Source organism: Amycolatopsis sp. CA-211722, from assembly GCF_056828465.1.
This window is the reverse complement of sequence record NZ_CP184752.1, coordinates 4344192-4370381: the sequence shown is the minus strand read 5'-3', so window position 1 is coordinate 4370381 and position 26190 is coordinate 4344192. Positions and strand designations below refer to the sequence as shown.

The 26190-nt window shown below is 70.4% G+C and carries 21 protein-coding genes; 6 read left to right on the top strand and 15 right to left on the bottom strand.

Annotated elements, in window-relative coordinates; translation table 11 throughout:
- The first annotated feature begins 2 nt into the window (after positions 1-2).
- Positions 3-734 (top strand): hypothetical protein, encoded by a 732-nt coding sequence (locus tag ACOCEP_RS21110; RefSeq protein ID WP_482339510.1) that lies wholly within the window; start codon positions 3-5, stop codon positions 732-734.
- Here ACOCEP_RS21110 and proB read toward each other — a convergent pair.
- The 5 genes from proB to ACOCEP_RS21085 all read right to left on the bottom strand — a co-directional run bounded on the left by proB (position 731) and on the right by ACOCEP_RS21085 (position 7264).
- Entirely contained in the window at positions 731-1840 is a 1110-nt protein-coding gene (gene proB / locus ACOCEP_RS21105; protein WP_482339508.1) for a glutamate 5-kinase, read from the bottom strand. The genes ACOCEP_RS21110 and proB overlap by 4 nt on opposite strands.
- On the bottom strand, positions 1837-3300 hold the full coding sequence (gene obgE, locus ACOCEP_RS21100; protein ID WP_482339506.1) for a GTPase ObgE: 1464 nt from the start codon (positions 3298-3300) through the stop codon (positions 1837-1839). The genes proB and obgE overlap by 4 nt, the downstream gene beginning before the upstream one ends.
- A gap of 109 nt (positions 3301-3409) precedes the next feature.
- On the bottom strand, positions 3410-3667 hold the full coding sequence (gene rpmA, locus ACOCEP_RS21095; RefSeq protein WP_007034782.1) for a 50S ribosomal protein L27: 258 nt from the start codon (positions 3665-3667) through the stop codon (positions 3410-3412).
- Positions 3668-3705: 38 nt separating this feature from the next.
- Entirely contained in the window at positions 3706-4020 is a 315-nt protein-coding gene (rplU, locus tag ACOCEP_RS21090; protein ID WP_005158538.1) for a 50S ribosomal protein L21, read from the bottom strand.
- A 166-nt stretch (positions 4021-4186) separates the two neighbouring features.
- Positions 4187-7264, bottom strand: a complete 3078-nt coding sequence (locus ACOCEP_RS21085; protein ID WP_482339503.1) for a translation initiation factor IF-2 N-terminal domain-containing protein — start codon at positions 7262-7264, stop codon at positions 4187-4189.
- Between the two features lie 668 nt (positions 7265-7932).
- Between ACOCEP_RS21085 and ACOCEP_RS21080 the strand changes: the two genes are divergently transcribed.
- Entirely contained in the window at positions 7933-9363 is a 1431-nt protein-coding gene (locus ACOCEP_RS21080) for a S8 family peptidase (RefSeq protein WP_482339501.1), read from the top strand.
- Positions 9364-9367: 4 nt separating this feature from the next.
- Here ACOCEP_RS21080 and ACOCEP_RS21075 read toward each other — a convergent pair whose 3' ends face one another.
- The 3 genes from ACOCEP_RS21075 to ACOCEP_RS21065 are packed head-to-tail and all read right to left on the bottom strand — an operon-like array spanning position 9368 to position 11926.
- A complete protein-coding gene (locus tag ACOCEP_RS21075) occupies positions 9368-10195 on the bottom strand; it encodes an ABC transporter permease (protein ID WP_016332384.1) in 828 nt (275 codons plus the stop codon).
- A gap of 1 nt (position 10196) precedes the next feature.
- On the bottom strand, positions 10197-11012 hold the full coding sequence (locus tag ACOCEP_RS21070; protein ID WP_016332383.1) for an ABC transporter permease: 816 nt from the start codon (positions 11010-11012) through the stop codon (positions 10197-10199).
- Positions 11012-11926, bottom strand: a complete 915-nt coding sequence (locus ACOCEP_RS21065) for an ABC transporter ATP-binding protein (RefSeq protein ID WP_046199923.1) — start codon at positions 11924-11926, stop codon at positions 11012-11014. The genes ACOCEP_RS21070 and ACOCEP_RS21065 overlap by 1 nt, the downstream gene beginning before the upstream one ends.
- A 118-nt stretch (positions 11927-12044) precedes the next feature.
- Between ACOCEP_RS21065 and ACOCEP_RS21060 the strand changes: the two genes are divergently transcribed.
- Positions 12045-13055, top strand: coding sequence for a M14 family zinc carboxypeptidase (locus tag ACOCEP_RS21060; RefSeq protein WP_482339499.1), 1011 nt, complete (start codon positions 12045-12047; stop codon positions 13053-13055).
- 59 nt (positions 13056-13114) lie between these two features.
- Here ACOCEP_RS21060 and ACOCEP_RS21055 read toward each other — a convergent pair whose 3' ends face one another.
- From ACOCEP_RS21055 to ACOCEP_RS21040, 4 genes are all read right to left on the bottom strand, one after another.
- Positions 13115-16459 (bottom strand): phosphodiester glycosidase family protein, encoded by a 3345-nt coding sequence (locus tag ACOCEP_RS21055; RefSeq protein ID WP_482339779.1) that lies wholly within the window; start codon positions 16457-16459, stop codon positions 13115-13117.
- A 127-nt stretch (positions 16460-16586) separates the two neighbouring features.
- Positions 16587-17330: a maleylpyruvate isomerase family mycothiol-dependent enzyme gene (locus ACOCEP_RS21050; RefSeq protein WP_482339497.1), complete on the bottom strand. Its 744-nt coding sequence runs from the start codon at positions 17328-17330 to the stop codon at positions 16587-16589.
- Between the two features lie 55 nt (positions 17331-17385).
- Complete coding sequence (gene ndk / locus ACOCEP_RS21045; RefSeq protein ID WP_005158515.1) at positions 17386-17796, bottom strand: nucleoside-diphosphate kinase; 411 nt, start codon at positions 17794-17796, stop codon at positions 17386-17388.
- Positions 17797-17860: 64 nt separating this feature from the next.
- Positions 17861-18208 carry a winged helix-turn-helix transcriptional regulator gene (locus ACOCEP_RS21040; protein WP_482339495.1) on the bottom strand — a complete coding sequence of 116 codons (348 nt, stop codon included), beginning with the start codon at positions 18206-18208 and terminating at the stop codon, positions 17861-17863.
- A 112-nt stretch (positions 18209-18320) separates the two neighbouring features.
- Between ACOCEP_RS21040 and ACOCEP_RS21035 the strand changes: the two genes are divergently transcribed.
- Entirely contained in the window at positions 18321-19214 is an 894-nt protein-coding gene (locus ACOCEP_RS21035; protein WP_482339493.1) for an NAD(P)-dependent oxidoreductase, read from the top strand.
- Here the strand turns inward: ACOCEP_RS21035 and ACOCEP_RS21030 are convergent.
- On the bottom strand, positions 19168-20718 hold the full coding sequence (locus ACOCEP_RS21030; protein WP_482339491.1) for an alkaline phosphatase D family protein: 1551 nt from the start codon (positions 20716-20718) through the stop codon (positions 19168-19170). The genes ACOCEP_RS21035 and ACOCEP_RS21030 overlap by 47 nt on opposite strands.
- Before the next feature lie 158 nt (positions 20719-20876).
- On the opposite strand from ACOCEP_RS21030, the gene ACOCEP_RS21025 reads away from it, so the two are divergent.
- Positions 20877-23258, top strand: coding sequence for a penicillin acylase family protein (locus tag ACOCEP_RS21025; protein ID WP_482339489.1), 2382 nt, complete (start codon positions 20877-20879; stop codon positions 23256-23258).
- Between the two features lie 55 nt (positions 23259-23313).
- On the opposite strand, the gene ACOCEP_RS21020 is transcribed toward ACOCEP_RS21025, so the two are convergent.
- Positions 23314-23712, bottom strand: coding sequence for a DUF4233 domain-containing protein (locus ACOCEP_RS21020; protein WP_125694671.1), 399 nt, complete (start codon positions 23710-23712; stop codon positions 23314-23316).
- The gene (folC, locus tag ACOCEP_RS21015; protein WP_482339487.1) at positions 23709-25385 is read right to left on the bottom strand and encodes a bifunctional tetrahydrofolate synthase/dihydrofolate synthase; all 1677 of its coding nucleotides are present in this window, start codon (positions 25383-25385) and stop codon (positions 23709-23711) included. Before folC ends, ACOCEP_RS21020 begins: the two co-directional genes overlap by 4 nt.
- Before the next feature lie 70 nt (positions 25386-25455).
- Here folC and ACOCEP_RS21010 point away from each other — a divergent pair, with 70 nt between their 5' ends.
- Entirely contained in the window at positions 25456-26085 is a 630-nt protein-coding gene (locus ACOCEP_RS21010; protein WP_482339485.1) for a class I SAM-dependent methyltransferase, read from the top strand.
- The last annotated feature ends 105 nt before the right edge of the window (positions 26086-26190 follow it).

Here is a 26190-nt window from a genome sequence, read left to right as displayed (position 1 = left end):
TCATGGAAGAACAGGATGTCCGCTCCGCGCTGAAGGAGTACGTGGCCGAGACGGAGCCGCCGATCGGGCTCACCGAGGAGGGCGTGCTCGGTGCCGGTCGCCGCTCACGGCGCCGTCGTCTGACGACAATGGTCACGGCCATCGCGCTGGCCGCGGCGGGATTCCCGGTGGGAACCGCTCTCATCGTGCTTCCGGACCGGAACGAACCGGCCGCGACCTCACCGTGCGGTGAGAAGTCGCCCGGCGAAAGCCGTGAAGCGGTGACGGCGCGGTTGGATTGCTTGCTTGAACGAGCGATCCGCACGTACGTCACCCCGGCAGCCCCGCTCGACCTGGAGACCTATCCGGGGCCGGATAAAACGCTCTACCTCATGTCGGCCGCCGTGGGCGCCCGGACGGGATCGGTCTTCGTCGAACTGATGACCAACGACGGCACGCTGCTTTCGGCGGGGACCGCCTGCAAAGTGCAGGTCCCGGCTCCGACCACCTGCTCGGCGAGCCTGGTTCGCGGCGGAACCCTCGTGGAGACCACGATCAAAAAGCCCGACAGCCCGGGTTTCGTCGCCTACCAAGCCGCCTACCGGACCGAGCAGGCCATCGTCGTCATCACTTCCACCAACAGCACCGAAGCGGGCACTGACGCACGGCCGTACCCACCGGCTCAGCGTGAACTGCCTCCTCTGACCGAGGCCCAGGTCCGGGAAATCGCTCTGACCCCCGGGCTGGTGCCTTAGCGGTGCAAGGGAACGAGATCGTCCGCGTGGACGACCTCACGCCGCTGTTCCGCGGGAAGGTCGTGGCTGGAGCGGCCGATGAGGTCGGGCAGTTCGCCCGCGTCGAAGGCCACGACGCCGCGCGCCACGGTCCGCTGCCGGGCATCGACCAGGTCTACGACGTCGCCCGCTTGGAAGTCACCGTCGACGCCGGTGATCCCGGCGGCCAGCAACGAGCGGCGACGGCGGACGACGGCCGTGACCGCGCCGTCGTCGAGGTGCAGTTTCCCGGACGCGCCCGCGGCGTAGCCCAGCCAGAACCGGCGGGCCGACAACCGGGAGTCCGCGGCGGCGAAAGCCGTGCCGACCTCGGCGGTGGTCAGGGCCCGCGCGGCCTCGGAAGCCGCAGCGAGCAGGACCGGGATCCCGGCGCCGGCGGCGGTGCGGGCGGCGGCGAGCTTCGAGACCATGCCGCCGGTGCCGAGCCCGGAGCTCGACATGCCGACGGTGATGCCGTCCACATCGGACTCCCCGGTGACCTCCGCGATCTTGCGGGTGGCGCCGTCACGGGGGTCCCCGTCGTACAGACCGTCCACATCGGACAGAAGGACGAGCGCGTCGGCGCCGATCAGGTGAGCCACCAGCGCAGCCAGCCGGTCGTTGTCGCCGAAGCGGATCTCTTCGGTGGCCACGGTGTCGTTCTCGTTGACCACCGGAACCGCGCCGAGGGCCAGCAGCCGGGTGAACGTGTTCTGCGCGTTGCGGTAGTGCGCGCGGCGCACGACGTCGTCCGACGTCAGCAGAACCTGGCCCACCGTCAGGGAATACCGGCCGAACGACTCGGCGTAGGCGTGCGCCAGCGCGAGCTGGCCGACACTGGCCGCGGCCTGCTGGGTGGCGAGGTCACGCGGCCGTTTGCCGAGCGAGAGCGGCGCGAGTCCCGCGCCGATCGCGCCAGAGGACACCAGCACGATTTGCGTGCCGCGGGAGACCCGGTCGGCGATCGCGTCGACCAAGGCGTCCAGCCTGGTCACGTCGAGACCGTCGCCGGCGGTGGTCAGCGCGGAGGAACCGACCTTGACGACCACGCGCTTCGCGTCGGCGATCGCCACCCGGGTTGAGCTCACTCGTCGTCCATCTCGTCTTCGTCTTCGATGCCGTCCGGGCCGTCACGACGGATACGGCGGGCTTCCTTGCGCTCGGCGGCACCGACGCGGCTGGTGTTCTCCAGCCGTACGTCCGTGCCCCGGCCCGACAGGTGCACCGCGACCCCGGCCGGGGTCGACGGCTCCCACTCGAACTGGACGTCGCCGATGGTGACGGGGCTGCCGGGTACGGCGCCCTTGCGTGCCAATACTTCCTCGACACCCAGCCGGTTGAGCCGGTCCGCGAGGTAACCCACGGCTTCGTCGTTGCCGAAGTTGGTCTGCCGGATCCACCGTTCCGGGCGGGAGCCGCGGATGATGAACGCGCCTTCCTCCTCCGGGTCGAGCTCGACGGTGAAACCGGCGTCGTCGACGGCCATCGGCCGGAGCACGACCTTGGCCGGCTCGGGGGCGGGCTGGTCGGCGCGGTACTTCTCGACGACGGCGGCGAGCGCGTAGGTCAGTTCCTTCAGCCCCTGCCGTGACGCCGTGGAGATCTCGAACACGCTGAGCCCGCGGGCTTCCAGTTCCGGGCGCACGAATTCGGCGAGCTCGGCGGCGTCCGGGATGTCGATCTTGTTGAGCACCACCACGCGCGGCCGGTCGGCGAGGTCGCCGCCGAGGCTCGGCGTGTAGCGGGCCAGCTCCTCTTCGAGGGCGTCGATGTCGGACAGCGGGTCACGACCGGGCTCGAAGGTGGCGCAGTCGACGACGTGCACCAGCACGGCGCAGCGTTCGATATGACGCAGGAAGTCCAGGCCGAGGCCCTTGCCCTCGCTCGCGCCGGGGATCAGTCCCGGCACGTCGGCCATGGTGAACACGGTCGATCCGGCGGTGATCACGCCCAGGTTCGGCACCAGGGTGGTGAACGGGTAGTCGGCGATCTTCGGCTTGGCCGCGGACAGCACCGAGATCAGCGACGACTTGCCCGCGGACGGGAAGCCCAGCAGCCCGACATCGGCGACCGAACGCAGCTCCAGGACGAGGTCGCGGGTCTCCCCCGGCTCGCCCAGCAGCGCGAAGCCAGGCGCCCGGCGAGCCTTGGAGGCCAGCGCCGCGTTGCCGAGGCCGCCACGGCCGCCCTGGGCGGCGACGAAGGTGGTGCCCGGCCCGACCAGGTCGGCCAGGATCTCGCCGTCCTCGGTCATCACGACGGTGCCGGACGGGACGCGCATCTCCAGCGTCTCCCCCGCCGCTCCGGCGCGGTTGCCGCCCTGGCCCAGCTTGCCGTTGCCGGCGCGGGCGTGCGGGCGGAAGTGGAAGTCGAGCAGCGTGTGGACGTTCGGATCGACGACCAGCAGCACATCGCCGCCGTTGCCGCCGTTGCCGCCGTCCGGGCCGCCGAGGGGCTTGAACTTCTCGCGGTGCACCGAGGCGCAGCCGTTCCCACCGTCGCCGGCGGCCAGATGGATCACCGCTCGGTCCACGAACCGGGACGCCATGACTTGCCTCTATTCACTCGCGAAAAAGGGGATACACAAAACAAACGAGGGGTGGGCCCGGATATTCCGGCCCCACCCCTCGTCAGAGGTTCTAACTCGAAGCCGAAACTCAGGCTTCGGTCGGCACGATGTTGACCGTCTTGCGGCCACGCTTCTCGCCGAACTGGACCGCACCGGCGGCCAGCGCGAACAGCGTGTCGTCGCCGCCACGGCCGACGTTCACGCCGGGGTGGAACTTGGTGCCACGCTGGCGGATCAGGATCTCGCCCGCGTTGACTTCCTGGCCGCCGTAGCGCTTGACGCCCAGCCGCTGCGCGTTCGAATCGCGACCGTTGCGGGAGCTGGACGCACCCTTCTTGTGAGCCATGGCTCAATCCTCTTTCTGACGAAGATCCGGAGAAAGTCCTACTTGGAGATGCCGGTGACCTCGACGCGGGTCAGCTTCTGCCGGTGACCCTGGCGCTTGTGGTAGCCGGTCTTGTTCTTGAACTTGTGGATCCGGATCTTCGGACCCTTGGTCTGCTCGACGACCTTGCCGGTGACCGAGACCTTCGCCAGCGCGTCGGCGTCCGTGGTGACGTCGCCACCGTCCACAAAAAGGACTGCGGGGAAGGTGTGCTCGGTACCCGGCTCGCCTTCGAGCTTCTCGACCTCGACGACGTCGCCGACGGCCACCTTGTACTGCTTGCCGCCAGTCTTGACGATCGCGTACGCCGACACGGAAGTCTCCTGCTTACTCGACAACGGGTGGGGGCTTGCGTGATCGGCCCACCCAAGTTTCGGTGGTCCGGATGCTGCGCAAGGTGCCCGCTCTAGGTGGCGGGCCGTTCTACAGGTTACGTGGGGCTCCCCGGTGCGATCACACCGGGGTGCCCCTAGGTGTTCACTAGCTCTTTTCCGACGCCTTGACCGGCGGACCGGCCGGCCGCGAGGCCGCCCGCCGCGGACGGCGGCGGGTGGTGGAGCGCACGGCCGGGGCCGGGACGTCCACCTCGGGCTCGGTCTCCTCCTGAACCGGAGGAGCCTCGGAAACCTCGGTCACAGCGGCCTCAGGGGCCTCAGTGGCCTTAAAGGCCTCGGGAGTCACCGGCACCTCGGGCGCCTCGGGCTCCGGGCCCGATTCCGCGACGACGGCGATCTCTTCCTCGCGCACGGCCGGAGCCTCGTCGTCCGGGGTCGTCACCGGTTCACCGGCGAGTTCCGTCGCGGGCGCTTCGGCGACCGGCTCGGAGACCGGCTCAGCGGCCGCCTCGGCGGCCTGTTCGACGGTCGCTTCGGCAACGGGCTCCGAAGCGGGCTCAGCGGGCTGCTCAGCCACCTGAGGGGCGTGGCCGTTGAGCGCGGCGCCCTCGGCGTTCTCGGGCGCCTCGTGCGAGTGCTCACCCTTGGCCGCCTTGGTGGCGTTGGCCACGGCCTGGACGGCCGAAACCACCGACTCGCGCTGAGCGGGCGCCGGGGGCGCCTCGGTCTTGGCCGCGGCGGGCTCGTTCTGGCCCTGGTCCTCGCCCTTGCCCCGGCCGCGGGACCGGCGGGAGCCCTGCTCCTTGCCGCCACCACCGCCACCGTGGTTGTGACCGTTGCCGCCGCCACCGGTGCGCTGCGGCTCGGTCGTGACGACCACGCCGCGGCCCTTGCAGTGCTCACACGGCGTCGAGAACGCCTCGAGCAGCCCGGTGCCGATCTTCTTGCGGGTCATCTGCACCAGACCGAGCGAGGTGACCTCGGCGACCTGGTGCCGCGTGCGGTCGCGGCCGAGGCATTCGGTCAGCCGGCGCAGCACGAGCTCGCGGTTGGATTCGAGCACCATGTCGATGAAGTCGATGACGATGATGCCGCCGATGTCCCGGAGCCGGAGCTGGCGGACGATCTCCTCCGCCGACTCCAGGTTGTTCCTGGTCACCGTCTCTTCGAGGTTGCCACCCGATCCGGTGAACTTGCCGGTGTTGACGTCGATGACCGTCATCGCTTCGGTGCGGTCGATGACGAGGTAACCACCCGAGGGCAGCCAGACCTTGCGGTCCAGCGCCTTGGTGATCTGCTCGTCGATCCGGTGGTCGGCGAAGGCCGAACCGGTGCCCGTGTACCGCTTGACGCGATCCGCCAGGTCCGGCGCCACGTGCTGCACGTAGTCGTAGATGGTGTCCCAGGCCTTGTCGCCCTGGATCTCCAGCTTGGCGAAGTCCTCGGTGAACAGGTCGCGCACGACCTTGACCAGCAGGTCCGGCTCTTCGTAGAGCATGACCGGGGCGCTGTTCTTCTTGCCGCCGTTGCCGGCTTCGGCCTTCTCCTTGATGACGTCCCACTGCGCCTTGAGGCGGCGGACGTCGCGGTCCAGCTCCTCCTCGCTGATGCCCTCGGACGCGGTGCGGATGATCACACCGGCGTCCTCGGGGACGATGCGCTTGAGGATGTCCTTCAGCCGGCGGCGCTCGTTCTCCGGGAGCTTCCGTGAGATGCCGGTGGCGCCTCCCGCGGGCACGTAGACCAGGAAACGGCCCGGCAGCGAGATCTGCGTGGTCAGCCGGGCGCCCTTGTGCCCGACCGGGTCCTTGGTGACCTGGACCAGCACGGAGTCGCCGGTGGAGAGCGCCTGCTCGATCTTGCGGGCCTTGCCCTCGAGACCGGCGGCGTCCCAGTCGACCTCACCGGCGTAGAGCACGGCGTTGCGGCCGCGGCCGATGTCGATGAAGGCGGCCTCCATCGACGGCAGCACGTTCTGCACGCGGCCGAGGTACACGTTGCCGACGATCGAGCCGGTGCCCGACGAGGTCACGAAGTGCTCGCACAGGACGCCGTCCTCGAGCACGCCGATCTGCGTGGACTCGCCCTTCTCGGCGACGACCATGGTGCGCTCGACCGACTCGCGGCGGGCGAGGAACTCGGCCTCGGACAGGATCGGCGCACGACGACGGCCCGCCTCGCGGCCGTCCCGGCGGCGCTGGCGCTTGGCTTCGAGCCGGGTCGAGCCGCGCACGCTGCGGACCTCGTCCCGCGCGGGGCGCTCGGTCTCGGCGGCCTTGGCCTGGCGCACGTGGACGACCGTGTTGGGCGGGTCGTCGCTGGTGGCCTCGGCGTTGTCGTCGTCCCCGCCCTTGCGGCGACGACGGCGGCGGCGACGCTTGCTGCCGCCGTCCGAATCGCCTTCGTTGTCCGATTCGGCCTCGGCCGACGCCTCGTCGGTGGTCTCGGCCGCGGCCTCTTCGGCCTCGGTGTCCTTGTCCTTCGCGCGCTGCTGACGACCGCGCGGGGTCTCGGAAGGCTGCTCGTCCTCGTTCTCGGCCTCGGCCGAGCTCTCGTCGCCGCCCTTGCCCCGGCCGCGACCACGACGTCCGCGACGACGACGGCGACGGCCGTTGGCGTCGTCACCGTCCTCGTCGGTGCCGTGACCTTCGGCCTGGTCGGTCTGCGTCTCGTCCTCGTCGGAGGCGGCTTCCTCGGTCGGGGTGAAGGCCGGCTCCGGCTTGCGGGCGGGCTTCGCCGCGACAGGCTCCGGCGGCAGGAACACCGGCGACGGCGCGGCGAACACCGGGACGTGCACGGAGGCCTTCGCGGGCCTGGTCGTCGCCTGCGGCGGCTCCGGCGTCACCGGGGCGGCGAGCGCGGGCGGGACACGCCGCGACGGGGCCTCCGCCTGCGGAGCGGGCTCCGGCGCGGCCTCGGGCTTCGGCTCGGGAGCAGCCGGGGTCTCGGCGACGGGAGCTTCGGCGGCAGGAGCGGCTTCGGGCTCGTCGCCGCCGGCGAGGGCTTCGGCGAGCTTGTGCGCGACCTCACGGGTGACGCTGGACTGCGCGCTCCGGACGGTTTCGCCGAGCTCACCGAGCTTGGCCATCAGTTCACGGCTGTTGGATCCCAGCAGCTTCGCCAGCGCGTGCACCCGGATCCGGGGAGGCAGTTCGCCCAGCTGGCTTGCGATGGGTGTGGCGGTATTCCCGCCGGTGACGGCGGGTGTGTCCGCGTTCGACATATATCTCCTCCGCCCCCGGGCGCGTCGGCTGGCTCACACCGGCTCGACGCGGCCGCGCAGGGGCCCCTTTCTGTTCGTTCCGCCGTGGTGGTCACCAGCAGCGGGAATCCTTGCCCGGCACCGCGACGGCGCCGGGGTTGTCCGGGCGCCGCGTACGGCTGAAGGTCTGCTCGGCGGAGCGCTGGCCACGTTCGCGACATCGGGCCGCCCGCCACGTCGTCGAGCCGCATGCAGCGGCGACGCGTGTGGAGGATGTGCAGCACACCACCGGGCCACGAGACCGCGAGCGCCACCTCTCACGTGGGCCCGTCGGCCAGCGGCCACCGCGAGTATCCCACACCCCGGCGCCACTCCGGTGTACTCGGTGCCACAGGGCCTGTTGGCGGAGCGGGACCTCGACCCCGAAAAGCGACCGAACGTGTGAACCCGCCACCGCCGGAGGGCCGCTAGCGCGGTGGCAGGGCGCGACGCCCTGCCGACGTCCATCGCGGACGCGGGTTCACCTCCGACCTACAGACCTGGCTCCCGGGCGCGCCGCGGCCACCGGCCGAGCGAACTTCGCGGAAGAGCTTGTCGACCCGGCCGAGGGTGGCTAGCGTGCCGCTCGGGGGTACTGAAGCGTAGGCCTTGGTGCCCTCGTTGCCCGATGTTCTCCGGTGGGAGGTCCGGTGTCCCTGCTGGGGCGGTCCCTGCGAGCGGCCGTATGCGCCTTGGTGGCGCTCTGCGGATCGGTCGCCGCTGTCGCGACGGCCGAGGCCGAGCCCTCGTGTCATCCCCAGGGACGGGCCCTCCGTTACGTCGTCGCCTTCGACAAGGGCACCTCCGAGGCCGAGGCCAGGGCGGCCGTCACCGGCGGCTGCGGCAGCACGACCGTCTACTACCCGCAGATCGACGTGGCCGTGGCGACCTCGGCCGACCCCGCCTTCGCCGAACTGGTCCGGCCGGCCGCCGCGTTCAGCGCGCAGGCGGAACGGCTGGCGGTGCAGCGGGCCAACGGCGCGTCACCGGCCAGGTCCGCGCCCGCTCGCGCCGAGCTCCAGCCGACGGATCCGGCGAAGGTCCCCTCCGCCGACCGCACCGGCGAGCAGTGGGACATGCGCGCGATCGGTGCCGACAAGGCCCGCGTGATCGAGCCGGGTGACCGGGACGTCGTCGTCGGCGTCCTCGACTCCGGCGTCGACCCCGCCCATCCCGAACTGGCGAGCGCCCTCGACCCCGCGAAATCCGCGGGCTGCCTGACCGGCGTGCCCGACCGCGACTGGGCCGCGACGACCTCGGTGCACGGCACCCACGTCGCGGGGATCATCGCCGCCGCCGACGACGGCAAAGGTGTCACCGGGGTGGCGCCCGGCGTCCGGATCGCTTCGGTGAAGGTGATCGACGACCGCGGGTACGCCGACCCCGAAGCCGCCGTCTGCGGGCTGATGTGGGCCGCCTCACAGGGCATGACGGTGACGAACAGCAGCTACTTCGTCGATCCGTGGTCGCTCTCGTGCGTCCACAACGACGACCGGGGCGTGGTCAACGAGGTCATTGCCCGCGCCGTCGAGTACGCGACTTCCGCGGGCACCCTCACCATCGCGGCGGCGACCAACGAGGCCGCCGAGCTGGTGCCGTCGCCGCGTTCGGGCGCCCGGTCCGGCTCCGAAGGCTGCCAGGCGCTGCCCGCGGGCCTGCGTGACGTCGTCGCGGTGTCGTCCGTGAGCGAAGAGCGGGTCAAGGCCGGCTACAGCTCGTACGGGCTGGGCGTGATCGACGTGACCGCTCCCGGCGGCGAAGCCGGGAAATGCGTGCTTTCGACCGTTCCCGGCGGATACGCGCCGCTGTGCGGGACGTCGATGGCCGCGCCGCACGTCGCCGGTGTCGCGGCGTTGCTCGCTTCGAAGCACCCCGGCTACAGCGCCCGCCAGCTGAGGCGGACGCTGGACGCCCAGGCCACCCCGATCGCGTGTCCCGCCGACTACGACCTGACCGGTGACGGCTCGCAGGACGCGTACTGCACCGGGTACGCGGGGTTCAACGGCTTCTACGGGCACGGGCTGGTCGACGCGCTGGCCGCGGTGGCGCCCCGGCGGACGGGCCCGAATCCGGCCCGCTGACCGGTCAGCGCAGAAGCAGCTTGCCGAACCGCTTCGAGGACGCGTAGATCCCGACCGCCGCCAGCGCCACCAGATAGGCCACGTTGCCGGCCATGCCCCACGACAGGACGCCCGCCGAGAGCCCGCGCATCAGCTCGATGCCGTGGTACAGCGGGAAGATCTGCACGATCCACTGGATCCCGGCCGGGTACACCGAAAGCGGGTAGAACGTCGTGGAGAACAGGAACAGCGGCATCAGCACGAGGTTGATGTAGTCGAACTGCGACACCGACCGCAGGAAGGTCACCAGCACGATGCCGATGGCCGAGAACGCCATCGCGATCAGCAGCGCCGCCGGGATCATCAGCAGGGCCCACCACGAGCCGGGCAGCCCCATCACGGTCATCACGCCGAGGAAGGTCGCCGAGTAGATCCCGCCGCGCAGCACCGACCAGCCGACCTCGCCGAGCGCGATGTCCAACGGCCCGATCGGGGTGGCGAGCATGGCGTCGTACAGCTTGGCGTACTTCAGCTTGAAGAACAGGTTGTACGTCGAGTCGAGGATCGCGCCGTTCATCGCCGACGCCGCGAGCAGGCCGGGCGCGACGAACGCGACGTAACTCATCGCCTGACCGCCGGGACCGACGACCTCGCCGACGAGCTTGCCGAAGCCGAGCTGGAAGGCCATCAGGTAGAACAGCGGCTCGAAGACGCCGGACACGAACAGCATCCAGGCGTGCGAGTACGTCAGGAAGGTCCGCTCCAGCACCGCCGTCGACCGGCCGCTGTACAGCGCGGACGGCAGGATCCGCAGCAGCACCCCACGCCGCGGGGCTTCGGTGAGCACCGCCATTTCAGACCACCAGCCGTCGGTAGAAGTACTTGTGCGCCAGCGCCCAGCCCACCCCGGCCAGGACGACCAGGAAGGCGAGGTGGCCCAGCGTGGCGAGCGGGCCGACGGTGCCGAGGCTGACCGCCCTGGCGGCCTCGTTGCCGTGCCACAGCGGGGAGATCCAGGCGATCCACATCAGCGGGGCCGGCAGCTCGGAGATGGGGAAGAACGTGCCGGAGAACAACGTCATCGGGATCAGGATGAACCGGAACACCAGGCCGAACCGGGTGCCCTCGTCGTAGGTGGTCGCGGCCAGCGCCATCACCGGGGTGCCGCAGGCGATGCCGGTGAGCGTGCCGATCAGGATGACGGCGAGCACGCCGAAACTCGTCCACGAACCGAAGAGCGCGGCGATGACGGCGTAGATCGTGCCCGCCAGGGTCAGCCGCAGGCTCACCCACATGATCTGGCTGCCGAGCACCTGCCCCGGCGTGATCGGGGTGGCGGTGACGGCGATGTAGTCCTGCTGCCACTTGAACCCCGACAGCACCGGGTAGCTCGACTCCCCCACCGCCAGCTGCGCGGCGCCGGCCACGAGCAGCGCCGGGGCGACGTACTCCAGGTACGAGAAGCCGCCCGTCGCGGCGCCCGCCTGCACCTGCGAGCCGAACCCGAGCCCCATCGCGGCCAGGAAGAGCACCGGCTGCAGGCCCGTCGAGTACAAAGTGGACACCCAGTACCGGCGGTACCACATCCAATGGCCCTCGACCCGCAGCCAGGCTCCCGCCCAGCGCGAGACCACGCGGCCCGTCGACGCCTTCGTCTGCGCTGTGGTCATCAGTCCACCAGCGTCCGGCCGGTGAGGCGGAGGAAGACGTCCTCCAGCGAACTGCGGCGGACCAGGCTCGACAGCGGACGCAGCCCGCGCGCGTGCGCCTGCTCGAGGGTGGCCTCGCCGGTCATCGTGTAGAGCAGGACGCGGTCCGGCAGGACCTCGACGCGTTCGGCGAGACCTTCGATCCGCTTCGCGGCCGCCTCCTGCTCGCCGTTCGGGAAGCGCAGCTCCACGACCTCGCGGGTGGAATACCGGCTGATCAGGTCCGCGGGCGAGCCTTCGGCGGCGATCCGGCCGTTGTCCATCACGACCAGCCTGTCGCAGAGCTGCTCCGCCTCGTCCATGTAGTGCGTGGTGATGATCAGCGTGGTCCCGCCGGCCTTGAGCCGGAAGAGCCTGTCCCACAACAGGTGCCGGGCCTGCGGATCCAGCCCCGTGGTCGGCTCGTCGAGCAGGAGCAGCTCCGGGTCGTTGACCAGGGACCGCGCGATGGTCAGCCGCCGCTTCATCCCGCCGGAAAGCGAATCGACCTCCGCGTTCGCCCGGTCGGTGAGCTGGGCGAACTCCATCAGCTCCTCGGCCTTGCTCCGCACGTGCGACCGGGAAAGCCCGAAATAGCGGCCGTAGATCTGCAGGTTCTGCCGGACGGTGAGCTCGGTGTCGAGGTTGTCCTGCTGCGGCACCACGCCGAGCCGGGCGCGGATCTTCGGCCCCTCGACGTCCGGATCCATCCCGAGGACCCGCAGGTCACCGTCGGTGCGTGGGGAGACGCTCGCGATCATCCGCATGGTGGAGGACTTGCCCGCGCCGTTGGGCCCGAGGAAGCCGAAGGCCTCACCCGGGCGGACCTCGACGTCGATCCCGCGTACGGCCTCGAAATCGCCGAACCGCTTGACCAACGCCTTCGCCTGCACCATCGCCGGTTCGTGCTCTGAGTCACCCACGGTAGGCACCCTAGGACCTGCCACCGACAAAATTCGACCGGTTTATCCGGCCTCTTGTCGGCCGTTGCCCGCTCGTCGATACTCACCGACCATGAGTCTCAAGCCCAGAATCGCCCTGTTGTCCGTTTTCGTCAGCGCCGGGCTCCTGGTGGCGCCCGCCGCGCAGGCGGCCGAGACCCGTGCGGCCACTGTGGACCCGCGGCCGTCCACCGCGAAGCTGGCCTTCGAACTGCACAAGCTGGCGGCGCTCAGCCACGGCAAGATCCGTGTCGACAAGATCGGCCGCAGCAACGAGGGCCGTCCCGTGTGGGCGGCCAGGGTCGGCCACGGCAAGACCCGGATCCAGTACGTCACCCAGCAGCACGGCGACGAGCCGCTCGGCACCCCCGCCGCGCTCGAATTCCTCCGGAAGGTCGGGACCGGGCACAGCCCGTGGGCGCGGAAGCTGCTCGCGAAGGTGACCGTCGACATCGTCGTGCGCGCCAACCCCGACGGCCACGAGCGCGACTGGCGCTACAACTACGACCCGGACGCCACTCCCGAATACGGTGAGAAGGGCAAGGGGTACGACATCAACCGCTACCACGACCCCGCCGTGGCGCCGAAGGACAACCCCGCCACCGAAGCGGGCCTGATCCAGCGGCGGAACGCGGCGTTCAAGCCGGACATCATGGTCGACTACCACATGCAGGGCCGGTACCGGGACGGAGGAGGCAGGGAGATCACCGCTTCCACGCTGTGGCCGACGAATCCGGGCGTCAAACCGTCCGATGTGGACTTCGCGAAGCAGATCGCGGTCGTGGTGCAGCGGTCGATCGACGCCAACGGCGGCTATGTTTCGCAGTATCCGGGCGGTGACTACCAGGGCATCGCGCGCAACGGGTACGGGCTGCTCGGCAACGGCAGCGTGCTGATCGAGCTGAGCCTCATCCCGGAGCGGGAGCAGCAGCAGATCCAGGACGCGCTGGCCTCGATGCTCGCGATCGCGCAGTCCGCGGCCGACGGTTCGGTGCGGAAGGTGGACCCGGCCGACGCCGAGGCGATCCCGCCGCGGGGTCCGGCGCTGCCGGGGACGGTCGAAGAGGCGCACGAAGCCGCCTGACGCGTGCTAGGAACGGGCCGTTCCTTGCGAAATTTGCAAGGAACGGCCCGTTCATAGCGCTAGCGGACGGTGACCGAGAGGCTCTTCGTGACCCCGTTGACGGTCACCGAGAGGTTCGCCGTGCCCGGTCGCAGCGCGGTCAGCACCCCGGTCGCCGGATCGAACGACGCGACGTCCCACGGCATCGCGGGCAGGAAACCGCCGGCGACATGCGTTCCCCAGCCGCCCGTCCAGTCCGCGCTGACCGGATACGAAACCGGCACCTGACGCGCTCCCTGCGTCACCACGGCCCGGACGTCCGCCTTCTCCCCTCGCGCCAGCGACGAGGGCCCGGACACGGTCAGGGTGTCGACGTTCGGCCGCGTCTCGAACCGGACCGGCTGCGCCTTGTCCCCCGGTTCGAACCGGACCATCGTCCAGCCGACGAACCCGCCGTCCCCCGGAGCCGCCGCGGGCGACTTCCCGGAGTTGCCGTTCACCAGGTACGGCACGCCGTCGACCCTCGACAGGTTGAAAACGCCCGCGTGCGAGGCGATCGCTGCCGCCTGCTTGCCCGACTCGCGTTCGAAGGCGGTCAGCCAGCCGGTCAGCATGGCGGCTTCCTTGCGGTCGGCCAGCTGCGAATTACCGGCCGGGCTGGGGTCCTTCACCGGATGGTGCATGGCGACGACCACGCCGCGGATCCGCTTGTCCGCCTTCGCGCCGTCCAGCGCCTCGCGCAGCATCCGGATCTGGTCGAACCCGCCCGCGCGCAGCGATCCGCGCGAGGAATCCATCAGCACCAGCCGGATCCCGGCGACGTCGGCGACGCGATGGGTCTCCCCGAACGCCGCCTGGAACTCCGCGAGCCCGTGCCCGCCGTCGGCCTCGTGGTTACCCGGCACGTAGTACCAGGGCGCTTTGCCGACGAGTTCCTCATCGATGATCGAGCGAGCCAGCACGAAATCGGCCGCCGTGCCCCGGTCGACGAAGTCACCGTTGATCAGCACGAGATCCGGTTTCGCCGCCACCGCCTCGCGCAACGCGCGCCGGGCCTGGGCGACCAGCGGCCCGTCCGGCTGATCCGCGGTGAACTGCGCGTCGCTGACCACGGCGATCCGCAGGCCGCCGGTCGCCGCGCCGTCGGTGATCAGCGCCGGATCACGCGGCGCCGGGTCGGCGGGGACGGCGGCCGCGGGCGCGACCTCGAAGGTGAGGTCGTCGAAGACCAGCCGTCCTTCGTACTGCTGGGCCGGGACGTTCTCGACGGCGTAGAACTTCGTCAGCCGCTGCCCGTCGGGGAGCCCGGCGGGGATGGCCGCGCGCACGTAACGCCAGCCCGTCCAGTCGACGCTCAGCGACAGATCCACGACGGACGGGACGTTGGCGGCGTCACGGAGTTCCGCGCGCAGCCAAGCGCCCTTCGCGTCGCCGTTGACCCACAGGCCGACACGCTGGGTGCCGGGCGGCAACGCGAGCGGCGACGCCGAGTTGACGTAGGCCGCGCGCGTGGCGTTGGTCCCGTTCAGCCGGTAGTCCAGCGCGAGCCCGCGGCCGCCGTCACGGCCGGGCGCCTCCGAAAGCGCGGCGCCGACGACGGCCGGGAAGACGCTGGCGTTCCAGCCCGCCGGGCCGTCCAGCGGCGCCGCGACCCGGGATTCCGTGCCGACCGACGCCGCCAGGTGCGTCACCTTCCCGCCCGCGGTGGCGGTGATCGCCGAAGCACCGGACGCCTTCAGCGCCGTGACCGAGAACCCGTCACCGGACGGCTCGATCTTCACCACAGCGGGGTCGTAGTCGAGTTTGACGTCGTCGGGCTCGATCCACGTGCCGTAACCGTCGGCGTCGTAGCCGAAGACCTTGAACGTGCTCTTCGCGCCTTCGCCGGACAGCGCGACCTGCTCGGTGCTCGTGCCCAGCCGGACCGGTGAGCCGAGGACGTTCAGGGTGGTCTTGCCGATGACCCCGCCGCGTTTCGCCAGGACGTCGACGTTCGCGGGCGCGTCGGGCCGGAGCCGGTCCGCGTGCGCGGTGAACACGCCACCGGTCACGGTGCCACGGAAGGGATTCGTACTGAGCCACTGGACGCGCGCGTCGACGGCGGCGCCGGTCTCGTCGTGAGCACCGGCGACGAGCTTCCGCGTGAGCCCGGAGAGCACGCGGGTCGCGTCGGCGGTGTCTTGCGCGGGAGCCGGCGCGAATCCGGTCAGCCGCCCGCTTCCGGGCACGGTGGCGACGCCGATCCCGTTGGGCACCAGACGTTCCCCACCGTCCGACGGCGAATTGCGCACCAGCGGCGCCTTCTCGCCCTCCTCACGGGCGAGCATGGTCGACGAGCCGCCGCCGTCGAGGTTGAGGGCGTCGTCCGCGCCGAGCGACTTCATGTGCCGGGCGAGTTCGAGTTCGGTCATGCCGCGGCTGTCCGCCTGACGGCCGTCGACCGTGGCCAGCCACATCTTCGTGCCGTCGGCGGAGAACCCGACCGCGGTCCGGGGGTGCATGGCGACGTTGTCGACCGGCTGGACCGCGCCGTCACGCACCAGGACCTTGTTACCGCCGATCGAGACGGACAGCTTGCCCGCGTCACTCTTCGGCGCGTACGCGACGCCCACCTTGTCGCCGGTCTTCAAGCCGGACAGCGTGTCCACGCCACCGTCACGGGCGAGGAGGACCGTGGCACCGGCCGCGATCGGGCCGTCCGCGGGCTGTGGCCGCACCTGCGTGACGACGCCGTCGGAGACCTCGATCTCGACGACGCGCTGGGCGCCCGCGACCGAGGTCCGCCGCGAGGACGCGCCCCACAGCGGCGTGTAGACGCCGATCGCGTCACCGCTCAGCACGGGGCTGTTGAAGTTCGACGCGGGCACGACCTTGCCATCGGGCAGGGTGACCGACGCGTCGAGGAACACCTCCGCGAGCCGCGCCTTGCCTTCGTCGGTGATCGACGCGGTCAGGTTGTGTCCGCGCGCGGGCGCCGTCTGGAGCTTCCCGGCGTCGACGCCGACGCCGATCGGTGCTCCGCTGGCGTTGATGTCGAAGAAGTCCCCGTTGACCCCGGCGACCGCGCCGGCCCTGGACACCTGCTGCGAAAGCGGCGTGCGCGCGGAAACCGTGCCGGGGCTGAGGTATGTCGGTTTGAGGGTCTTGCTGGTGAGATCGACGGCGAGGGTGTCGCCGCGGATCCAGCCCGCCGGGTCGTACCGGTCGAATTCGGTGAGGCTCAGCCCCGGCGCCACGCGGGAAGTCGCGCTGGTGGTGACGAGACCGTCGTCGGGCGCGGCCACGGCGTACGCGGACGGCCCCTCCTTCGCCGAGGACGCCGCGGGAGCGGCTTCGACGGGCGCCGGGCCGAGCGGAGCGGCCAGGGGATCGGCGTGCGCCGGTGCGGCGACGAACAATCCGGGTAGCAGGGCAGCGAGCAGCAACAGGCGTGAATTTCTCACGAATTACCCCACGATCGAGTGATAGGCAGCATCGCTCAGCACAGCGGACGCGAGCCGCCAGGAGAAGACCCCGAGGTGAACGTGAACCGAACGGCGTAGGGCGCGAAGGTCAGGGCGTCAAAGGCCCGGCGAGGAAGGTCTTCGCCGCCGTGGCGTCACCGGTGATTTCGATACCCGCCCCGTCGAGCTCGATCCGCTGCCACAGCAGCAAATCCAGCCCCTCCGCGGGCCCTTCGACGACGGCGCTCGCCGCTTCGGCGGGGTCCGCCTGCCGCGAGCCGGGAACGTCGGTTTCGCCCGGCGGTGTGATCAACCAGGCGTGTCCGGTGTCGGAGGTCTTCAGCAGCAACGGAACGGTGACCGCCGGCGGGGTGTGCCAGCGTTTCACCTTCGGCAGCATGGCGAGCAGGACCTCGTCCACGCCGTCGGCGGCGAGGGAAGGATCCAGGGTGTATTCGGACCCGGCCGCGCGATGCGCGTCGAGCAGGTGCACCGCGGTCTCGTGGACCTGGCGGCGGAACCAGAAGGCCTTGGTCTTGGCGGCGGCGGTGAAGTTCCAGGCGCCGTCTCCGGGAGACGCCTCGCGCAGTGCCTCGATGAGGGCTTCGGCGCTTTCGCGGTACCAGGCGGCGAGATCCCCGCCCGGTTCGGCTTCGAGATCCTGCGGGGCGGGCCCGCCGGTGCGCACGATCGCGGCCGCCCAGCGGTGGACGTTGCCGAGGTGGACGACCAGGTCACGCAGGCGCCAGTCGCCGCAGCACGGCACGGGCGCGGCGTGGTCCCCGGTGCTCGCGACCCGCGCGAAACCGGTGGTGAGTTCCCGCAGGCGCTCCAGGTACCCGTCCGGTGTCATCGAAGCTCCCCCGATCCGTGGACGGCACGGCGGCACCGCGCCGTCCACGAGTGTGTCAGACCTCGGGGAACCAGAGCTTGAGCTCGCGCTCGGCCGACTCCGGGGAGTCCGAACCGTGCACCAGGTTGTACTGGGTCTCCAGCGCGAAGTCGCCGCGCAGGGTGCCGGGGGTGGCCTTCTCGACCGGGTCGGTGCCGCCGGCGAGCTGACGGAAGGCGGCGATGGCGCGCGGGCCCTCGACGGCGATCGCGACCAGCGGGCCCGAGGTGATGAACTCGAGGAGGTCGCCGAAGAACGGGCGCTCCTTGTGCTCGGCGTAGTGCTCCTCGGCGACCGAGCGCTCGACGGTGCGCAGTTCGAGGGCGGCGAGCTTCAGGCCCTTGCGCTCGATGCGAGCGATGACCTCGCCGACGAGGCCGCGCGCGACGCCATCGGGCTTGACGAGGACCAGCGTGCGTTCAGTCACGGCGGTATTTCTCCTTGGGTGGGATTCGTGCTATTCGCCCGGAGCCTACTGGGTGCTTCTCCGCTCACTTCACGTCGGACCAGGGAATGGCCTCGATGCGCTCGAGGTGCTCCTCCCCCCACTCCCCGAGCGCGGCCATCGCGGTGTTGAGGGAATCCCCGAACTCCGTCAGCGAATACTCGACCTTCGGCGGAACCTGGTGGTACACCTCGCGATGCAGCAGCCCGGTGGTCTCCATCTCGCGCAGTTGCAGGATCAGCACCCGCTCGCTGACGCCGGGCACCGCTCGCCGCAACTCCCCGAAACGCAGTGGCCCGTCCTGGAGCGCGAACAGGATGAGCCCTTTCCATTTGCCGCCCATGACGGCGATCGCGGCGTCGAGGCCGCAGGTGAACGTCCGGTTCTTGGTCATCGCTTCACATACCTTTTTGTCAGTACCTGGCGAAATAGTAGGTACTTGATCGAATGTACGCGACCGCCCAGCATGGAGTCATCCCGAAGATTTCCTTGGACTGGAGCGAAAAATGCCGAAGACACCGGTGACCGTCGTGGGCCTCGGCTCGATGGGCTCGGCCCTGGCGGACGCCTTCCTGACGGCCGGGCATCCGACCACCGTCTGGAACAGGACGGCCTCGAAGGCCGATTCCCTCGTCGCACGGGGAGCGATCCTGGCCGCGACGGCCGGGGACGCGGTGCGGGCGAGCCCGTTGACCATCACGTGCCTGACCACCTACGAAGACACACGCGCGGCTTTGGAGCCGGCTTCGCTGGCCGGACGCGCTTTGGTCACCTTGAACAGCGGCTCGCCGGTGGAAGCACGCCGGATGGCCGAATGGGCGACGGGTCGCGGCGCGCGCTACCTCGACGGGGCGATCAAGAACGTGCCGTCGGCCGTGGGCGCGCCGGACACGCTGCTGTACTACGGCGGCGACAAGACCGTCTTCGACGAGCACCTGGAGACGTTGCGGGTACTCGGCGGCGACACCGTCCACCTCGGCGAGGAAACGGATCTGGCGGCGCTGTACGAAACGGCCGTCGGCGGCACCCTGCTGCCCGCGCTGGTCGGGTTCTTCCAGGGTGCCGCCGCGCTGCGGTCGCGCGGGCTCGCAGCCGAGACGCTCTTGCCCTACGCCACCAAGTGGTTCGAGATGATCATCTCGGTGCTTCCGGTGTTCACCAAGGAGATCGACAGCGGTGACTACTCGGATCCCGCGTCCTCGGTGGACATCTTCCACGCCGGCGCCGCCGCCGACCTCGGACTGGCCGAGGAAGGCGTCGACGTCGCGTGGCAGCAGCCGATGCACGACCTCGTCCGGCGGGCCGCCGAGGCCGGGTACGGCGATCGCAGCATCTCGGTCCTGACCGAACTGCTCAGCGTTGGGGCTGCAGGGTCTTCGACCACAGCGAAGCGCCCGTAGCGTCCCTCAGGTCGACCGTGAGCGCGCCGCTCCGTCCGTCGATGTTCACCTCGCCGAAGTGCTGGAAGCCGTCGGCGGGCGAGGTGTTCGCGGCGGGCGGGGCGTGCACGAACACCGCTTCCGGCCCGAAGGTCGGGTCGAGCTTGTTCGGGCCGAAGGCGCCGGCGTTGAGCGGGCCGGAGACGAACTCCCAGAACGGGTCGAACTCGGTGAAGGAAGCGCGATCCGGCGAGTAGTGGTGCGCCGCGGTGTAGTGCACGTCGGCGGTCAGCCAGACGACGTTGCGCACCCGGCGCCGCGAGATCTCCCGCAGCACCCAGGCGAGTTCGGTCTCACGGCCGCCGGGCGCGCCGGGCAGGCCGTTGGCGACGCCCTCGATGGCCTTGCCGTCCGGGACGGTGAGCCCGATCGGGAGGTCGGCCTGGACGATCTTCCAGGTGGCGGTGCTGCGGTCGAGCGCGTCGACGAGCCAGCGAGCCTGACGGTCGCCGAGGATGCGGCCCGGCTTGGTCTGGTCCGAGGTGTTGGCGTCCTTGTAGGTCCGCATGTCCAGCACGAAGATCTCGGCGCGGGAACCGTGCCGGAAGTTGCGGTACACGCGGCCGTCGACGGCCTGGCGGCGGTCGATCGGGTGCCATTCGTGGAACGCCTGGAACGCGCGGGCGGCGAGCACGTCGACCCGCTTTTCGGTGTATTCGGGGCGGTCGTCGAGGATCTCACCCGGGTACCAGTTGTTCACGACTTCGTGGTCGTCCCACTGAACGTAGGCGGGAACGTTCGCGGTGAAGCGCTTGAGGTTCTCGTCGAGGAGGTTGTAGGCGAACTGGCCGCGGTACTCGTCGAGCGTTTCGGCGACCTTCGCCTTCTCCGGGGTAACGATGTTGCGCCACACGCGCCCGCCGGGGAGCGCGACGGTCTCGGTGAGCGGCCCGTCGGCGTAGACCGTGTCTCCACAGTGGAGGAACAGATCGGGACGGCGCTCGGCCATCGCGCGATAGATGGTCATGCCGCCGTGTTCGGGGTTGATGCCCCAGTTCTGGCCTGCGACGTCACCGGACCACAGCAGCCGGACGTCCGAGCGGCCGACCGGGGCGGTGGAGAAGCGGCCGGTGACGGCTTCGCTGCGAGTACGGCCGTCGAGGTCTTCGGCGGTGACGCGATAGTGGACCTCGGTCCCCGGCAGGAGCCCGGCGACGCGGACCTTGCCCGTACCACCGGTCTCCGGGCTCATCACCGGGCCGCGCACGCGGCGCGCGTGCCGGAACGACGGGTCCCGGGAGACCTCCACGATCAGCCGCGACGGCCGGTCGGCGCGCGACCAGACGATGCCGGAACCGGTGGTGACGTCGCCGGACTGGACACCGTGGGTGAGCACCGGGCGGTCGCGGCGGAGGAGCGGGACGGCGTTCGCGGCCCCTGGCAAGAGCAAGCCGCCCGCGACGGCTCCGGCGCCGGTGAGACCGGCTTTGAGCAGCGTGCGGCGGTTGTGGTGGGTTGCGGTCATGGCGCGGTTCTATCCCGTGGTCACGGCCGGTGGGCCAACGGCGGTTGACCTGGTGATGAACGAACGGGCGGTAGCCGGCTCAACCGTTCGGTCGATGCCTCCCCGTGTCGGCGCCGGTACTTTCGATCACGGGGATGGTCGATCCGGATGGGGGAACGATGCGAAGATTCCAGCGCGGTCTCGTGCTGCTCACAGCGGCCTTGGTGGTGTCGAGCGTGACGACAGGGGTCTCGTCGGCGGACGAGCTCGGCCGGTCGCGGGCGGTGATCCGCTATACCGAGTACGGCATCCCGCATATCGCGGCGAAGGACTTCGACGGGCTCGGCTACGGCTACGGGTTCGCCGCGGCGAAGGACAACATCTGCGAACTCGCGAACACGTATCTGACGGTGTCCGCGCGGCGCTCCGCGTACCTCGGCCCGGGCGGCCAGGGCAACCCGGCGATGAGCGAGGCGGAGAACAACCTCGACAGCGATCTGCACTTCCAGCGCATCAACGACTCGGGCGTGGTCGAACGGCTTCTCGCGCGGCCCGCGCCGCACGGCCCGCGGACAGAGGTGCGGGAGCTGGCGGCCGGCTACGTCGCGGGATACAACGCGTACCTGAAGGAGACCGGCGTCCGGAACCTCACCGATCCGGTGTGCCGCGGCGCGGACTGGGTCCGCCCGATCACCGAACTGGACTTCTACCGGCACTTCTACGCCGTCACGTCGGTCGCCGGGCAGGGTTTGCTCGCCGCCGATCTCGTCCGCACCCAGCCTCCGTCCGCAAAGGACGCATCGGCCGCCGGGCCGGAGTCGGCGCCGCGAATCGCCGACGGGCTCCGCAAGACCATGAAGACCGGCGAGCTCGGCAGCAACGGTATCGCCGTCGGCGGTGACGGGACGAAATCCGGCGGTGGCCTGCTGCTCGGGAACCCGCACTACCCGTGGCAGGGCGGGCGCCGGTTCTGGCAGTCGCAACTGACCATTCCCGGCCGGTTCGACGTCGCGGGCGGAAGCCTGCTGGGGCTCCCGTTGCCGCAGATCGGCCACAACGCCGACGTCGCCTGGACGCATACGGTGTCGACGGCGATCACGTTCGGGCTCTTCGAAGTACCGCTGGCACCCGGCGACCCGACGACGTATCTGGTCGACGGGAAACCGGAGAAGATGACCGCGCGGGAGGTGAAGGTCGAGGTCCGCGAGCCGAGCGGCGAGCGGCGGCAGGTCGCCCGCACCTTCTACGGGACCCGGTACGGCCAGGTCCTCGGTTCGGCGTTCGGCGTGCCCACGCCGTGGACGACGAAATCCGCGCACGCGCTACGAGACGGGAACGCCGGCAACCTGCGCGGCCTCAACACCTGGTTCGAACTGGCCGGAGCACGCGGCACCACTGAGGTCGCCAACGCGCTCGCGCGCACCCAAGGCGTCCCGTGGGTCAACACCATCGCCACGGACAGAGCCGGAAACGCGCTGTACAGCGACATCCAGGTCGTCCCGCACGTCACCGACGAGCGGGCGGCGGACTGCGGGACCCCGCTGGGCCGGGCGCTCTTCCCCGGCACCGGTCTCTCCATTTTGGACGGTTCGAAGTCTTCGTGCGGCTGGGGTTCCGACCCCGGATCCCTGGAACCTGGCCTGTTCGCGCCGTCCCGGCTGCCGCTGCAGCAGCGCCGCGACTACGAACTCAACGCCAACGACAGCGCCTGGCTCTCCAACGCCCGCGCGCCGATCGCACCGCTCCCCCGGATCGTCGGCACGACCGGCACCCAGCGGTCGGACCGGACGCGGGAAGCGCTGATCGCCACCGAGGAAGGTTTGGCGGGCAAGGGATTCACGCCGTCGTCGATGAAGGACATGCTGTACCGCGACCGGAGCCGCACAGCCGAGCTCGCGGCCGCCGACACGGCGAAGATGTGCGCGGCCTTCCCCGGCGGACAGGCTCCGTCCTCGTCGGGGCCGGTGCCCGTCGGCAACGCCTGCGCGACACTGGCCTCCTGGGACCGCACGTTCCAGCTAGACAGCCGCGGCGCGCTCTTCTTCGAGCGGTTCGTGGATCGGATCGGCGGGCTGCGGGGCATCTGGCAGGTCCCGTTCGACCCGAACCGGCCGGTCACCACGCCGAACACCCTCGCGACCGGGAACCCCGACGTGCGGAAGGCCTTCGGTGACACGCTCGCGGAATTCCGCGCCAACGGCATCCCGGTCGACGGCAGGCTCGCCGACCACCAGACGGTCACCCGGGCCGGGAAGCGGATCCCGATCCACGGTGGGCCGGGCGACCTCGGCGTGCTCAACGTGATCACGGCGCAGTGGGATCCGGCGCGGGGCAACCACGAAGTCGGTCACGGATCCAGCTACGTGCAGGTGGTCGGATTCAGCGGCAAAGCCTGCCCGGACGTCTCGACGATCATGACCTACTCGCAGTCGACCGACGTCACGTCACCGCATTTCGCCGACCAAACGCGGTTGTACTCGCGGGGCGGCTGGGTACGGGGACGCTTCTGCGCCGCGGACATCGCGCGGTCGCCCGAGCTACGGGTGGTGAGGCTGCGCTGACAAAAAGCTCGTGAGTGGTAAGGACGGTTAGAACCGTCCTTACCACTCACGAGGCCTACTGAGGTTGCTGTTGCTGGCTCGGGAGCGTGCCGGCCGCCATCCGCCGCGCCACATCGCGGCGGAGCCACAGCAGCCACAGCCAGATCCCGAGGAAGATCACCCCGAGGATCGCCACGGCGGGCAGCGCGACGAAGAAGGCGATCAGCGCGACCTGCAGCACGAGCACCGCGGGCACCGCCCAAGGCTTCTTCAGGAAACCGCACAGCACGATCAGCGCGACCGCGATGACGATCACCGACCAGCCGGTGAACGAGCCGACCCCGCCGCCGAGTTTCGCCACCACCGGCAGCGCGAGCGCGACGGTGATGCCCTCCATGATCAGGGAACCGGCCATCACACCGCGGAAGGACTTCATCGGGTCCTTGGCGGGCGGCTTCGGGGTTTCGTCGGTCACGCCGGCTCCTTACCGAACAGGGTCCTGGCCTCGCCCGCGGTGACGACCGAGCCGGTGACCAGCACACCGCCGCCCGCCAGCGGCTCCTCCGGGTCGTCGCTCTGCTCGACGAGGCCGATGGCGGTCTCGATCGCCGCGTCCAGGCTGGGCTCGGCCACGACGCGGTCTTCACCGAAGATCGAGATGGCGATGTCGTTGAGTTCGTCGAGCGGCATCGCGCGGGGAGACGAGTTCTTGGTGACGACGATCTCGGACACCACCGGTTCGAGAGCGTCCAGGATGCCGCGGGCGTCCTTCTCCGCCATCACGCCGACCACGGCGGCGAGACGGCGGAAGGCGAACTCCTCGGCGACGGTGGTCGCGAGAGCCTTGGCGCCGTGCGGGTTGTGGGCGGCGTCGAGCAGCACGGTCGGTGCGGCGCGGACGCGCTCCAGCCTGCCGGGCGTCTCGACCTCGGCGAAGGCTTCGCGGACGGCCTCGATGACCAGTTGCTTGTCCTTGCCCGCACCGAAGAACGCTTCGACGGCGGCCAGCGCGAGCGCGGCGTTGGCGGCCTGGTGCGCGCCGTGCAGCGGCAGGAAGATCTCGTCGTAGACCCCACCGAGGCCCTGCAGTTTGAGCATCTGCCCGCCGACGGCGACCTCCCGCTCCAGCACGCCGAACTCGCTGCCCGCCCGGGCGACGCTCGCGTCGACCTCGACGGCGCGTTCCAGCAGGACTTTCTGCACTTCGGGGTCCTGCTCGGCGATGACCGCGACGCTGCCGGGCTTGATGATCCCGGCCTTCTCCACCGCGGCCTTGACCGGGGAACCGCCGAAGTACTCGACGTGGTCGACGCCGATCGGGGTGATGACGGCGACGTCGCCGTCCACGACGTTGGTGGCGTCCCAGGAACCGCCGAGCCCGGTCTCGATGACCGCGGCTTCGACGGGAGCGTCGGCGAAGGCCGCGAACGCCATGCCGGTGAGCACCTCGAACTTGCTCATCGGCACCGCGTCGGGCCCGCCCGCGTTGTCCACCATGGTCACGTACGGCGCGACGTCGCGATACAGATCGACGTACGCGGCGGCGGAGATGGGGGCGCCGTCGAGCGCGATCCGCTCGGTGACCAGCTGCAGGTGCGGGCTCGTGTACCGGCCGACGCGCAGCCCCATCCGGGTCAGCAGGGCGTCGATCATCCGGGTGGTCGAACCCTTGCCGTTGGTCCCGGCGACGTGCAGCACCGGGTAACCACGGTGCGGTTCACCCATGAGGTTGACCAGGGCCGCGATCCGGGCGAGCGACGGCTCGATCTTGGTCTCGGGCCAGCGCTGGTTCAGCTCGGCCTCGACGGCGAGCAGTTCGCGGCGCGCCTGCTGCCCGTCGGGGTCGGCCGGAGCGAACTCGTCACCCTGGTCGTCCAGTTCGTGCAGCTCGACGTCCTCGGGGGCGACGAGGTCCGGCACGGGGCCGAGCGCGAGGTTGTCCCCCAGCTGCCCGATCCCGCCGATACCGCCCCGCGCGCCGCCGCCCGCCTGGTACGCGGCGTCGGGTGCGTCCAGATCCGGGTCGGTGTCGTCGGACGGATCGTGGGCGCGGGCCCCCAATTCGTCGACACCGGCGAAACTGTCCAGATCTGCCAGGTCCGGGGATTCCCTGAAATCTTCGGAATCCCGGCCGTCACCTCGCGGCACGAACTCTCCTCTTAGCCTTGCTACCGGTCACGCCGAGTCTACGTGCGGCTTTTCCTGGCACTCTCGACGCATGGGGTTCAACCACAACGACCACTATCACCCGCTGCTGCTCGATCAGCTGCCTCCCGGCCCCGGCGTGGCACTGGACGTGGGCTGCGGCGGTGGACGGTTCGCGCGACGGCTCGCGGCGACCGGGATGCACGTCGAGGCCATCGACCGGTCCGGTCCGATGATCGAGCTCGCCCGCGCCGCCGGTTCGCCGGGGCCGGGCACGATCTCGTACCGGCAGGCCGACGTGGTCGCCGAAAAGCTGCCGGAGGCGGCGTACGACTTCATCTCCTGCCTCGCGTCGCTCCACCACGTGCCGTTCGACACGGTCACGAAGCTGCGTGAAGCGCTGGTCCCGGGCGGTGTGCTGGCCGTGCTCGGTCTCGGCAGGCCCAGCACGTTCGCCGACTACGCGCGAGCGGTCGTGGCGTCGCCGGTCAACGCCGTGGCCAGGCTGATCGTGTACGCGGGCGACCGGCTCAACGGCGGGGTCGATCCGCTGCCGTCGGCGCCGATCGCGGAGACGTACCCGCCGATGAACCGGATCCGGCGCGACGCGGAGCGCCTGCTGCCCGGGAGCAAGGTCCGGAACCTGCTCTTCTTCCGCTATCTCCTCGTCTACCGGCGACCGGAAGACGATCACCCGATGTGACGCCCCAAGCGGGTGAAACCGGCGCCCGACCACCCGATCGGCGGCGCCGACGGAGGCCGATCCGGTTCATTTTTGAGAGGCCATCCAGTCCGGAGATCGGGGTCC